This is a genomic window from Pseudomonas sp. PARCl1, from assembly GCF_947311875.1.
Classification (GTDB): Bacteria; Pseudomonadota; Gammaproteobacteria; order Pseudomonadales; family Pseudomonadaceae; genus Aquipseudomonas; species Aquipseudomonas juntendi.
The window spans coordinates 21,333-33,770 of the sequence record NZ_CAMZMX010000054.1; the positions used below are offsets into that span (position 1 = coordinate 21,333).

General features: G+C 61.8%; 13 protein-coding genes and 1 pseudogene. 8 read left to right on the forward strand and 6 right to left on the reverse strand.

Features of this window, described 5'->3' with window-relative positions:
- Positions 1 to 6 precede the first annotated feature (6 nt).
- Together QME24_RS21955 and QME24_RS21960 are read left to right on the forward strand one after the other, a co-directional pair.
- Complete coding sequence (locus QME24_RS21955) at positions 7 to 372, forward strand: YbaN family protein (RefSeq protein ID WP_009683670.1); 366 nt, start codon at positions 7 to 9, stop codon at positions 370 to 372.
- A gap of 310 nt (positions 373 to 682) precedes the next feature.
- Positions 683 to 2,041 carry a TolC family outer membrane protein gene (locus tag QME24_RS21960; protein WP_009683671.1) on the forward strand — a complete coding sequence of 453 codons (1,359 nt, stop codon included), beginning with the start codon at positions 683 to 685 and terminating at the stop codon, positions 2,039 to 2,041.
- 143 nt (positions 2,042 to 2,184) lie between these two features.
- Here QME24_RS21960 and QME24_RS21965 read toward each other — a convergent pair whose 3' ends face one another.
- The 3 genes from QME24_RS21965 to QME24_RS21975 all read right to left on the reverse strand — a co-directional run bounded on the left by QME24_RS21965 (position 2,185) and on the right by QME24_RS21975 (position 5,476).
- A complete protein-coding gene (locus QME24_RS21965) occupies positions 2,185 to 2,784 on the reverse strand; it encodes a DTW domain-containing protein (protein WP_192440461.1) in 600 nt (199 codons plus the stop codon).
- A gap of 94 nt (positions 2,785 to 2,878) precedes the next feature.
- A complete protein-coding gene (locus tag QME24_RS21970) occupies positions 2,879 to 4,444 on the reverse strand; it encodes a PAS domain-containing methyl-accepting chemotaxis protein (RefSeq protein WP_281691054.1) in 1,566 nt (521 codons plus the stop codon).
- Positions 4,445 to 4,582: 138 nt separating this feature from the next.
- Positions 4,583 to 5,476, reverse strand: coding sequence for a LysR family transcriptional regulator (locus QME24_RS21975; protein ID WP_054881883.1), 894 nt, complete (start codon positions 5,474 to 5,476; stop codon positions 4,583 to 4,585).
- A 223-nt stretch (positions 5,477 to 5,699) separates the two neighbouring features.
- Between QME24_RS21975 and speB the strand changes: the two genes are divergently transcribed.
- Together speB and QME24_RS21985 are read left to right on the forward strand one after the other, a co-directional pair.
- Entirely contained in the window at positions 5,700 to 6,650 is a 951-nt protein-coding gene (gene speB, locus QME24_RS21980) for an agmatinase (RefSeq protein WP_009683675.1), read from the forward strand.
- A 105-nt stretch (positions 6,651 to 6,755) separates the two neighbouring features.
- Complete coding sequence (locus QME24_RS21985; RefSeq protein ID WP_054881881.1) at positions 6,756 to 8,135, forward strand: sodium:solute symporter; 1,380 nt, start codon at positions 6,756 to 6,758, stop codon at positions 8,133 to 8,135.
- A 129-nt stretch (positions 8,136 to 8,264) separates the two neighbouring features.
- Here the strand turns inward: QME24_RS21985 and QME24_RS21990 are convergent, their stop codons facing one another.
- The 3 genes from QME24_RS21990 to QME24_RS22000 all read right to left on the reverse strand — a co-directional run bounded on the left by QME24_RS21990 (position 8,265) and on the right by QME24_RS22000 (position 10,008).
- Positions 8,265 to 8,393 carry a PA1414 family protein gene (locus tag QME24_RS21990; RefSeq protein WP_009683677.1) on the reverse strand — a complete coding sequence of 43 codons (129 nt, stop codon included), beginning with the start codon at positions 8,391 to 8,393 and terminating at the stop codon, positions 8,265 to 8,267.
- A gap of 186 nt (positions 8,394 to 8,579) precedes the next feature.
- Positions 8,580 to 9,506 (reverse strand): DMT family transporter, encoded by a 927-nt coding sequence (locus QME24_RS21995; RefSeq protein ID WP_054905577.1) that lies wholly within the window; start codon positions 9,504 to 9,506, stop codon positions 8,580 to 8,582.
- 106 nt (positions 9,507 to 9,612) lie between these two features.
- Positions 9,613 to 10,008, reverse strand: coding sequence for a transcriptional regulator (locus QME24_RS22000; RefSeq protein WP_182336636.1), 396 nt, complete (start codon positions 10,006 to 10,008; stop codon positions 9,613 to 9,615).
- Between the two features lie 178 nt (positions 10,009 to 10,186).
- Here QME24_RS22000 and QME24_RS22005 point away from each other — a divergent pair.
- From QME24_RS22005 to moaB, 4 genes and pseudogenes are all read left to right on the forward strand, one after another.
- A pseudogene (locus QME24_RS22005) lies at positions 10,187 to 10,500 on the forward strand (type II toxin-antitoxin system RelE/ParE family toxin).
- Positions 10,481 to 10,774, forward strand: coding sequence for an addiction module antidote protein (locus QME24_RS22010; RefSeq protein WP_009683681.1), 294 nt, complete (start codon positions 10,481 to 10,483; stop codon positions 10,772 to 10,774). Before QME24_RS22005 ends, QME24_RS22010 begins: the two are co-directional and overlap by 20 nt.
- Positions 10,775 to 10,964: 190 nt before the next feature.
- Positions 10,965 to 11,240, forward strand: coding sequence for a hypothetical protein (locus QME24_RS22015; RefSeq protein ID WP_064314718.1), 276 nt, complete (start codon positions 10,965 to 10,967; stop codon positions 11,238 to 11,240).
- Positions 11,241 to 11,660: 420 nt separating this feature from the next.
- Positions 11,661 to 12,200: a molybdenum cofactor biosynthesis protein B gene (gene moaB, locus QME24_RS22020; RefSeq protein WP_009681692.1), complete on the forward strand. Its 540-nt coding sequence runs from the start codon at positions 11,661 to 11,663 to the stop codon at positions 12,198 to 12,200.
- The last annotated feature ends 238 nt before the right edge of the window (positions 12,201 to 12,438 follow it).

Here is a 12,438-nt window from a genome sequence, read left to right on the forward strand (position 1 = left end):
CCAGCTGTGCGCTACCTGCTGCTGGCCATCGGCTGGCTCAGCGTCGCACTGGGGGTGTTGGGGATATTCCTGCCGGTATTGCCTACCACCCCGTTTCTTCTGTTGGCGGCCGCCTGCTTCGCTCGCAGCTCGCCACGCTTTCACCACTGGCTGGTCCACCACCCCAAACTGGGGCCATGGATTCGCGACTACCTCAGTGGTGAAGGCATCCCCCTCAAAGGCAAGGTCTATGCCATTGGCCTGATGTGGGCCAGCATCGGGCTGTCCTGCTACCTGGTGCCGCTGTTCTGGGCACGCGCCTTCATGTTGACCAGCGCCGTGCTGGTAAGTCTTTACATCCTCAAGCAAAAAACCTTGCACAGGCCAAAGTGACAATAATTTGTCGCCAAATATCACTTTCGCCTAACCCGCCCAGTATTTAGCCAAATTCGTTCTGGAACCGCCTGAAGGCCTTGAGAGTATTGGCTTTACCGATATTTGCCACACCACCTGAGGGCTGCAAAAATAGCTCCTGTTAGACATTTCAGGTATTTATGGTCATTTTGATATGAATAAATCTTCTTATCTATCGCGATGAATGTACTTAGCTGTCATGTTAAAAACCTGCAACACTATACGCGATAAATAATCGTCATTTTTTTGGCGAGCAGCAGGACCAAATTCAAGATCAGGGAGATGTACCATGCGCGTTTTGAACCCCATCACCACCGCATTACTGTTGGCCCTGGCGAGTGCCAACGTGCAGGCGATGTCGATCACCGAAGCCGTCCAAAGCGCCGTGGACTATCACCCACAGGTCAGCTCCAACCGTAACAGCAAGCTGTCGGCCGATGAGGACGTGAAATTCGCGCGTGGTGGCTACTTCCCTACCGTTGACCTGGTCGCCGGCTACGGCCGCCAGCGTTCGGACAACACCACAACCCGTGCCGCGGGTAACCACAACAAAGAAACCCTGAACTACACCCAGTCCGAGCTGCGCCTGCGGCAGATGATCTTTGATGGCTTCAACACCGCGAACGAAGTGGGCCGGACCGAAGCGGTTTCCACCTCGCGTGCCTACTACACCCAGGCGGTTGCGCAGGATGTCGCCCTGCGTGCGATCGAGGTGTACCTGGAGGTACTCAAGCGCCGTGAACTGGTGGCCCTGGCCAGGAACAACCTGCAAGCCCACCTGCGGGTCAACGACCAGATCGGCCTGCGTAACGAGCGTGGCGTTGGCAGCACGGCCGACCTTGACCAGTCCCGCGCCCGCCGCGCCCTGGCAGAAAATAACCTGGACACCGCCGAAGTGGACCTGGCCGACGCCGAGGCCAACTTCTTCAGCGTGATCGGGCGCATGCCAGACGAGCTGGAAAGCCCGCCCACCATCAAGGCCGAGGTGCCTGCCACGCTTGAAGAGGCCCGTGATGGCATGCGCCAGAACAACCCCTACATCAAGTCGGCCCAGGCTGATGTAAATGCGGCCGAGCAGCAGTACGAGGTTGGCAAGTCGACCTTCTACCCACGCTTCGACGCCATTCTGGCCACCGGTGCCAACAACAACACCGGCGGCGAGAAAGGCCACAACAACAACGACTGGCAAGCCGGCGTGGAGATGAACTACAACCTGTTCCGCGGCGGCAGTGACAAGGCTCGCCTGCAATCCGACGCGCACAAGATCAACCAGGCCCTGGACATCCGCAACAACGCCCTGCGCGAGTTGACCGAAAACCTGAGCCTGGCGTGGAACGCCATGAACAACGCCAGCAAGCAGCTGCCGACCGCGCGTGAATACGCCGAAACCACCAAGCGCGTGCGCGCCGCCTACCAGGACCAGTTCGGCCTGGGCCAACGCACCCTGCTGGACGTGCTCGACAGTGAAAACGAACTGTACAACGCCGACCGTCGCTACACTGAAGTGCGCTACACCGAAGAGTACTCGCGCTACCGGGTGCTGGCGACCATGGGTGAATTGCTCAGCAAGCAGCGTATTTCGCTGCCGCCAGAGGCGCTGGCCGCGACCGAAGTCCGTACCGAGGCACGCTTGCCCGAGATGCGTTGATCGGGCTTGAGATTGCTGGGGCCGCTGTGCGGCCCATCGCGACACAAGGCCGCTCCTACACAGATCGTGTATGCCAATGGCGGGTGCGATGGCCTGTAGGAGCGGCCTTGTGTCACGATGGGCTGCGCAGCAGCCCCCTGCCCTCACTCGGTGCCATGGTTACGCTGGAACGTCTCCACGCCCATGGCCCTGATCTGTCCCTCTATCAAGGCCTCGAACGGTGCCAGCAGCGCATCGAAGCAGGCCGGTTGCTCCAGTGCATTCAGCGCCCCCACCACGGCCTCAATGGTCGACAACGCTCCCGCCTCCGGCGCCTTGCGCAAGCGATAGCGTGAAGCGGCCACCTGCCCCAAGGTCACCCTCGGCAACGTCTCCAGCAGCGGATTCAGGTACAGCAGCTTGCGCGCCTTGCGCCAGGTGCCGTCGGGCACGATCAGCAGCAAGGGTTGCTCGTCCACTGGGCCATAGGCAGCCAGGGGCTGCGCTTCAGCGCCCGGGAACAACAGCGCCGGGCGGTACCCAGGGGTTGCCAGCAGCGCTGGCAGGTCGTCGAATACCTGCCCCACCCGCAGCTCGGCATTGCTCAGGCCAAGCGCAGCCAACCGTGCGGTATTCAGGGCGTGGGCGCTTTCACTGGGGTGCTGCAGCAAGATCACACGGGTTCGGCTGCCTAGCGCAGGGATCAGCGAGCAAAGGCAATGATCAAGCGGGCGCTGGCAGCGCTCGCAACGGGGTCTGGGCATGAAGGTCTCCTTGGCGGGGGTATTTTGCCACAGAACCCTGGCCCGGCTGGCGGGCCTTGCCCTATGCCCTGGCCGCAAGGCGACCACGGCAACCTCAACGGTTGAAGCGCTCTGCCAGGCTGTGCAGGTACTCCGCCATGCGCTCGAGGTCCTGGCTGATTTCTGCCCCTTGGCGCGCCTGCCCGGCGCTTTGATCGCACAGTTGGGCTATGCGCACGATCTGCTGGTTGATGTCTTCAGCCACGTGGCTTTGCTGCTCCGATGCCGTGGCCATCTGCTGGCTCATGCCGGTGATGCGGCTCACCGCCTGGGCTATGCCGCTCAACGCCGCCTGCACTGCCTCGACACTGTGCACGCTGTCACGCGAGATCTGCTCGCCACGGCTGGCAGTACTCACTGCGCGCTCTGCCCCGGCCCGCAACGAGGCGATGATCTGGTGGATTTCCTGGGTGGAGGTGCGGGTACGCTGGGCCAATGAGCGTACTTCATCGGCCACCACGGCAAACCCGCGGCCCTGCTCGCCGGCCCGCGCCGCTTCAATGGCGGCGTTGAGCGCCAGCAGGTTGGTTTGTTCGGCGATCGAGGTGATCACATCCACCACGCTGCCGATCGACTGGGTCTGTTCCGCCAGGGCGTTCACCGCCTGGCCAATGTCATTGACTGCATCGCTCATGCTGCCCATGGCCTTCAGGCTCCGTAGCGCCAGCTCGCTGCCCTGCTGCGCCAGCTGGTCGGCATCGCCTGCGGCATGCGCCGTGCTCTGCACGTTATGCGTAACCTCCTGGATGGTCGCCGCCATCTGCGCAATGGCGGTGGCCGATTGATCGGTCTCGCTGCGCTGGCGGTCGAGCATCTGCGCCTGCGCGCCCGACAGGTCGGAAGATTGCGCAGCGCGTGATTTTACCCCGACCCCGGCGTCTACCAGGCGCGTGAGCGCGGTCTGCAGGCGGGCTTCTTCACTGATGATGGCAAGGTCCAGCTGGCCCCGCAGCCCCGGGTTGTCGCTGTAGGTGAGCGCCACCAGCGGGCTGGTGAACGCCTTGGGGTGCTCGGCCAGCGTGCGGCGGATGGCCTGGTTCTGACGGTGCTCGACCAGGTACCAAGCTACCAGCAGTACAACCATCAACACCCCTAGCGCGGCATAGGGTGGCAACCACAGGTAGCCCGCCGCCGACACCAGGCCGGCGCCGAGCCATGGCCAGCCCTGGCGCAGGCCATGGCCCAGGCGCGCCGCCCACGATACCGGCCGGCGGCCGGCACGCAGGCGTGCGTACAACGCCTCGGCACGGCGGATCTGCTCACGGGTCGGCACCGAACGCACCGACTCGTAGCCGCTGATGCGGCCCTGTTCGTAGACTGCCGTCACGTAGGCACTGACCCAATAGTAATCGCCGTTTTTTGCCCGGTTCTTGACCACGCCCATCCACGGCTTGCCTTGCTTGATGGTGTCCCACATATGGCCGAACACCGCCGGCGGCATGTCTGGGTGACGCACGAGGTTGTGCGGCTGGCCCACCAGCTCGTCGTAGGTGAACCCGCTGATCGCCACGAAGGCGTCGTTGCAATACGTGATGCGGCTGTTCAAGTCGGTGGTGGAAATCAGCCGTTGTTCACTGGGGAATGTTCTTTCGTGTTCAGTGACTGGCAAATTCATGCGCATCGTCGGGCGATCCTTGCAGGATGAAAAGAAGGGAAATCATCAGCGCAAGTTGATATGTAGCAGAGCGCTATGAGGTTAGCGGCACACGTGTGCAGGAATTTAGCGGCCTGCCGACAGAATGTATGAACATTCTGTTTATCAGCCTACGTTGAGCTGGCTTTTCAGCAGGTCGCGGAAGGTCTGGATCAGCGGTTCGCGGCTGCGCCCACGCCGGATGATCAACGAGAACGGTGCCTGGTAACCGAACGTCGCCGGAGACAACACGCGCAAGTCGCCTTTGTCGACCCAGGCCTGGGCGTAGTGCTCGGGCAGGTAGCCGATGTAGGCGCCCGACAGAATCAGGATCAACTGCGCCTCCATGCTCTCAACCGTCGCCGCGCTGTGCTTGAAACCATGCCGGGCCAGCTCGGCCTGGCTCCAGTAGCCGCGCCCGACCATGCGCTGCTGGGTCACCACCTGCTCGGGAATGCGCCGCTCGCTGTACAACGGGTGGCGGCTGCTGCAGTACAGCCAGTGCTGCTCGCGGTACAGCGGCTGGTACAGCAGGCCACTCATGCGTGAAGAAAACGCGCCAATTGCCAGGTCCAGGCGGTTGTCCTGCACCCCCAACTGCAGCTCGTAAGGGCTGGACACCGACAAGTGCAGGTGCACGGCCGGATGCTCCTGGCTGTAGGCACCAATGGCTTCAGCCAGCGGCAGGGCGCGATCACCCACCGTGGAGTCGATCACCCCCAGGTTGAGGGTGCCGCGCAGTTCGCCCTTCAGGGCCGCCGCGTATTGCTCGAACCCGTCCAGTTCGGCCAACAGGCGCAGGGTTTCCTGGTGAAACAGCTCACCCTTGCTGGTCAGGCTGAAACCGCCCCGGCCACGGTGGCAAAGCACGATACCCAGGGCACCCTCCAGCTGGCTCATGTAGGTGCTGATGGCCGAAGTCGACAAGTTCAGCTCACGCTGGGCGTTGGCGAAACCCTGGTGGCGCACCACGCTGATGAAGATACGCAGCAGTTTCAGGTCGGGCAAAGTCGAGGCCATGGGGCAACGGTTCCACAGGGTGTTTGCGCGCAGTCTAACCGCTGCGCCGGGCTTTAGTTCAGAAATTCCTGAACTAAGTATTTGTCGGTAGCGATTCTTCCATGGCACTACCTTGCGCAGACTGGCCGAAATGTCCCTGCCCGCTGGCGAAACACGAACTGGAAAGCGCGCAGCGGCACAGGTTCGAACAAACAGAACAATCGACCGACTGATGAGGCCCACCGTGGACAAGACTCTTCACCAACCACTGGGCGGCAACGAAATGCCGCGTTTCGGCGGCATCGCCACCATGCTCCGCCTCCCCCACCTGCAAAGCGCCGAAGGCCTGGACGCAGCCTTCATTGGTGTGCCGCTGGACATCGGCACCTCGCTGCGCTCCGGCACGCGCTTCGGCCCCCGGCAAATCCGCGCCGAATCGGTGATGATCCGCCCGTACAACATGGCCACCGGCGCCGCCCCGTTCGACTCCCTGTCGGTCGCCGACATAGGCGATGTGGCCATCAACACCTTCAACCTGCTGGACGCCGTGCGCATCATCGAAGAGGCCTACGACCAGGTCGTCGAGCACAATGTGATTCCCCTGACCCTAGGCGGTGACCACACCATCACCTTGCCGATCCTGCGGGCGCTGCACAAGAAGCACGGCAAGATCGGCCTGGTGCACATCGACGCCCACGCCGACGTCAACGACCACATGTTCGGCGAGAAGATCGCCCACGGCACCACCTTCCGCCGGGCGGTGGAAGAAGGCCTGCTCGACTGCGAGCGCGTGGTGCAGATCGGCCTGCGCGCCCAGGGTTATACCGCCGACGACTTCAACTGGAGCCGCCGCCAGGGCTTCCGCGTGGTTCAGGCCGAAGAGTGCTGGCACAAGTCGCTGGAGCCCTTGATGGCCGAAGTGCGGGAAAAAGTCGGCGGCGGCCCGGTTTACCTGTCGTTCGACATCGACGGCATCGATCCGGCCTGGGCACCCGGTACCGGCACCCCGGAAATCGGCGGCTTGACCACCATCCAGGCAATGGAGATCATTCGCGGCTGCCATGGCCTGGACCTGATCGGTTGTGACCTTGTCGAAGTCTCCCCGCCTTATGACACCACCGGCAATACCTCGTTGCTCGGCGCCAACCTGCTGTTCGAAATGCTCTGCGTACTGCCGGGTGTAGTCCGCCGCTAATGTGGTCGGGCCACCGAGGCCCGCCAACACCAGAAGACCACCGGGCGCCGTGCGAACGCCCGCGTGGCCGATCTCGCCATAATAAAGATAATCGGGAGACCCCCAATGGCCTTGGACATCATAGTTGTAATGCTTTACACCGCAGGCATGCTCGGGCTTGGCTGGTATGGCATGCGACGCGCGAAAACCCATGAAGACTACCTGGTCGCCGGGCGCAACCTGGGCCCGATGTTGTACATGGGCACCATGGCCACCACCGTGCTGGGTGGCGCCTCCACCGTGGGTACCGTGCGCCTGGGGTACGTTCACGGCATTTCCGGCTTCTGGCTGTGCGCCGCGCTGGGCCTGGGCATCATCGCCATCAACTTGTTTCTGGCCAAGCCGCTGCTACGCCTGCGCATCTTCACCGTGACCCAGGTGCTGGAACAGCGCTACAACCCGACCGCACGCCAGGCCAGCGCGGTGATCATGCTGGCGTACGCGCTGATGATCGGCGTGACATCCACCCTGGCCATGGCCACCGTGCTGCAAGTGCTGCTGGACCTGCCCTTCTGGGCCTCGCTGCTGCTGGGCGGGGGTGTGGTGGTGGTGTACTCGACCATTGGCGGCATGTGGTCGCTGACCCTGACCGATATCGTGCAGTTCGTGATCAAGACCGTGGGCCTGATGTTCATCCTGTTGCCGGTGTGCCTGTACAAGGCCGGCGGCTGGGACACCCTGGTGGCCAAGTTGCCGGCGGCCAGCTTCCAGCTGACCACCATCGGCTGGGATACCATCATCACCTACTTCCTGATCTACTTCTTCGGCATCCTGATTGGCCAGGATATCTGGCAGCGGGTGTTCACCGCCCGTGACGAAAAGGTCTGCCAGCGTGCCGGCACCACCGCCGGGGTGTATTGCGTGCTGTATGGCCTGGCCTGTGCCGTGATCGGCATGGCCGCTCATGTATTGATGCCCGACCTGGCCAACCCGAACAATGCCTTCGCCGAAATGATCAAGACCACGCTGCCTGATGGCATCCGCGGCCTGCTGATGGCAGCGGCGCTGGCGGCCATGATGTCGACCGCCAGCGCAGGCCTGCTGGCGGCCTCGACCACCATCACCGAAGACCTGCTGCCCAAGCTGCGTGGCGGCAAGCCGTCCAGCCTGGGTATCAGCCGCCTGTTCACTTTGCTGACCGGTTTGGTGGTACTGGGTATCGCATTGATGGTGAACGACGTGATCAGCGCCCTGACCCTGGCTTACAACCTGCTGGTGGGCGGCATGCTGATTCCGCTGATTGGCGCCATTTTCTGGAAACGCGCCACCACCGCCGGCGCCATCGCCAGCATGTCGCTTGGCTTTGCGACTGCCCTGTTGTTCATGTTCAAGGACGGGCTGGAGGCGAATACGCCGATCTACTACAGCCTCGCGATTGGCCTGGTGAGCTTTGTGGTGGTGAGCCTGCTGTCGCGTAAACCCGTGGCAGCGGTCAAGCTGGCCTGACCTTCGGCCTGTACTGGCCCTATCGCTGGCGAGCCTCCAGGGCCAGCGATGGGCCCAGAGCAGGCAAGCCAATTGCCCAGACACAAAAAGGCCGCAGCCCCCACCCAGGTGCTGCGGCCTTTGCTTGTATCAGCGACGACGCGGTTGGCGCTTGCGCTGCTCTTCATCAGTCGGGATCGGCACCGGCTGCAAGGGTGGTGGAATCAGCCCCAAGGCGACCGCCAGGTCGTGGAGCCAGTTGGACAGTGGTTTATTCATAATGCCCCCTTGACGGGTCAGCCTCACGGCGAATCAATCCTGCAATGTTTCATACAGATCATAGCCCGATGTCCTGTATTACGCATGCCTCTGCTCTTACAGATAGGGGCCATTCTGACGCGGATCAAGCCATAGCGGCGCATTCCGACGACTGGTTAATCGTTTCGCTTTGTTGCAAGCGTTCCACTACCCCACCCACTTGCGCAGTTGCTGCTTAACCCAAGGTTCGGCACTTACCAGAATCACCCCCAGCAGCACCATCACCGCACCGCCCACAAAATGCGCGGTCAGCGGCTCGTCCAGCAGCAAGACCCCAAAGGTTACGCCGAACAGAGGGGTGATGAAGGAAAACACCGCCAGGTTCGATGCCAGGTATTTGCGCAGTAGCCAGAACCAGGTCAGGTAGCTGACGAACGACACTACAACCCCCTGGAACAGCACGCTACCCATGGCCAAAGGCGTGAGCGACACCTCGCCGATCTGCCCGCTGAGCAGGGCAATCAGCAACAATCCGGCAAACCCCACCGCCAGTTGATAGAACAAGGTCAGGGTCGCCGGCGCTTCCGACAGGCGTGAGCAGCGCACCACCACCGTGGTGGCGCCCCAGGCCAGCCCGGCGATCACGCCAAACGCATCGCCCAGCAAGGTGCGGCTATCCATGTGCTCGAACGACATGCCTCCGGCAAAGGCCGTGGCAATGCCGCCGAAGGCCAGCAGGATGCCAAGCCATTGCAACAGGCGCAGGCGTTCACTGGCCAGGCGCAGGTGCAACCCCAACGCGGTGAAGACTGGCGCCGTATAAAGAAACACCGACATGTGCGCCGCCGAGGTCAGTTTCAGGCCCTCGGCAATGAACAGGAACTCGATACCGAACAAAGCACCCGCGACCAAACCCGGGCGCCAGGTGCTACCGACCTGCTCCCAGGTGCCACGCCAGCACAGCATCAGGCCCACCAACACCGCGGCGATACCGTTACGCAATGCCGCCTGCATCACCGGGGCGATGTCCACGGCGGCGGTCTTGATCAGCACCTGCTGGCAGCCCCAGATCAGGCACAGGCCCAACATAACCTGGAAGGCAAAGGCGTCTGGGTTCTTGCGGGCCGCATTCATGGGCGGGCCTTTAAGGTGAACGTAGGCATGGGCAGCAACTCGGCAGCGTTCAGAAGCTACCGATTATCGGGTTTTCATGACCACCCATGCCAGCCTCAAAACGACCTCAAGCGATTTGCGCTTTTGCCGACACCTGTTCGAAGGTGGTCTCGTCCAGCGCATCTACCTGCTCGTCCAACACCTGGCGCGGGTGCTCGAAGCCAGGGATGCTGCTGTCGATCAGGCTCATCAGCCGCGAGCCGCGCTCGGTCAGCACGAAGTTCTCGCCGTTGCCACCGTCTTCCTCAGGCCGGCTTTCGATATAGCCACGGTCGAACAACAGCTTTTCATATTCACAGGCACGGGTTTTCAAGTGATCCAGGTCACACACCGGCTCACCTTTGGCGGCCAGCGCGGCAGCGTGCTGCTCGGCGTAGGGGCGTGGCGTGAAGCTGTGACCGGCGCCGTTCTGCACCTCGTGCAGCAAGCGTTCGATCAGGTCCCAGTCGTAGGTGGTGCTCATGGCTACGGGCTCCTGCTGTGGACGAAAGGGTTACACAGGTTGGGACTCGGGGCTGAGACGCGGTGTTCCGAGAAAAATGAGAATGGATGCAAATGGCAGTTGCGAAGCGAGCCATTGCGCAATACGCAGAAACCATTTGCTGGCGAGTCGTCTGTAGTTTATAAACTACATTCATTCGATGAAAGAAATCGAATCCAGCAGTTTCAGACATTGGGTGAGCGGGCTCCGGGATGTTAGCGCCAGAACGCGAATCAGTGCTCGGATCAACCGATTGATGGAGGGCCTGCCTGGCGATGTATCACCGGTTGGCCACGGCGTCAGTGAACTCAGGGTCCACTATGGGCCCGGCTACCGCGTATATTTCCACCAGGCGGGCAGACGTTCGTCATTCTTTTGTGCGGCGGCGATAAAAGCAGCCAACAACGGGACATCAAAGCAGCCCACCATATTCTGCGTTCGTGGAGGATGCAAAATGACACAAACCTTCTCTGAATTCGATCCCGCCGAATACCTCACCACTCCTGAAGCAATCGCCGTGTTCATGACTGACGCCCTGGAGACCGGGGATGCCAGCTATGTCGCCAAAGCTGTCGGCGTAGTAGCGCGTGCCAAAGGCATGAGCGAGCTGGCAAAAGACACAGGGCTATCTCGTGAACAGCTTTACCGGTCGTTCAGCGAGCATGGCAACCCAACCCTCAAATCGTTCCTGACCGTGATGAAAGCATTGGGTATACACATGACAGCGCGTCCTCACATCGCAGGCTGACCCACTGCCTCTCCAGTGATCTGGGTAGTACCCGACCTCGATACATTTGTCAGAAGAGGCGCAGCACCGTTGGTGGCGGCATTTCGGAAACAGAATGCTTCCATCATGAAAGACCCACTGATCGTGAGCACTGAACTTCCCAGCCCCCACAAGCTTCCACCGTGCATAACCATTGCTGGAGGGAGGAAGGATGAAACAGCTGCTATCCATTATGGGCTGCGCCACCGCTTTGCTGTGCGCCAGCCCCGCCTGGGCCTGCACACCGGAAGAAGCGACGCAGAAACGTGAAGAGCTGGCCGGGCTGGTCACCCAACTGACCGAGCAGAACCCGCAAAAGGCGAAGGAAATCAATGAAGAGCTGCAGGGGATGGACCTGAGGACGGCGAGCCAACACTTGCCCGACAAGTGTCAGCTGATTGACCAGCGGATCAAGGAGTTGAAGGTAGCGGAGCAGAAGGCTGAGTGATGGGATGTTTCCAATGGCCCTATCGCTGGCAAGGGTAGCCGCTGCATCTTCAGTGCCTGTGAGAACGAGCGCCGCCCGCGCGGCGAATCGCGAGCTGCGCTCGCTCCTACGTTTGTTTCGGGCCAGTAACCCCTGTGCCAGGTGCGCGCGACCGCCTGGTTCATACGGCGCGACATTGAGGCATGCGCCAAAGGGTTCGCGCGCAAATCCCACAGGCATAATTGGCCCGAAACAAACGTAGGAGCGAGCGCAGCTCGCGATGCGCCGCGCGGGCGGCGCTCGGTCTCACAGGCGCTGAAGATGCTGAGGCTACCTCCAGGCAGCGATAGAGCCTGTCGATGGAACGGTTCGCCATATCGATTGGACGCCCTCGGAGCATCCCCTTAGCGTGGCGACAAGGCCATTCAAGGAGTTCCTGTTGTGCGCGTCCAACCCGATGCAGTCTTCGTCCCGCTGAACATCGCCGTACTGACCGTCAGCGACACCCGTTCCTATGACAACGACACCTCTGGGCAGCTGCTGGCCAGCCGTTCGGTAGAGGTCGGCCACCGCCTGGTGGCACGGGCGCTGCTCAAGGACGACCTGTACAAGATCCGCGCCCAGGTGGCCACCTGGATTGCCGATGACCAGGTGCAGGTGGTGCTGATCACCGGCGGTACCGGTTTTACCGGCCGCGACAGCACGCCAGAGGCGGTCGGGTGCCTGCTGGACAAACATGTCGATGGCTTTGGCGAGCTGTTCCGCGCGTTGTCGATTCTGGATATCGGCAGCTCGACCGTGCAGAGCCGGGCGCTGGCCGGGCTGGCCAACCGCACGCTGGTGTGCTGCCTGCCGGGGTCTACCGGGGCTTGCCGTACTGCGTGGGAGGGGATCCTGGCCGAGCAGCTGGATGCCCGGCACCGGCCGTGCAACTTCGTCAAGCACCTGCTGCCCATCGAGGCCTGTGCAAGCCGGGGCTGATCGTTCGCCTGTACCGGCCCTATCGCCGGCAAGCCGGCTCCCACAGGTATTGCACAGGTTCTGAAATCTGTGTGGTCCCTGTGGGAGATTCTATGGTTCCTGGCAAGGGTAGCCGGAGCATCTTCAGCGCTTGTGAGATCGAGCGCCGCCCGCGCGGCGCAATCGCGAGCTGCGCTCGCTCCTTGTATGTTGTGACTGGCCTGGCGGGAGAAGTTATTCTCGTCAGGCTGAAGAAGCA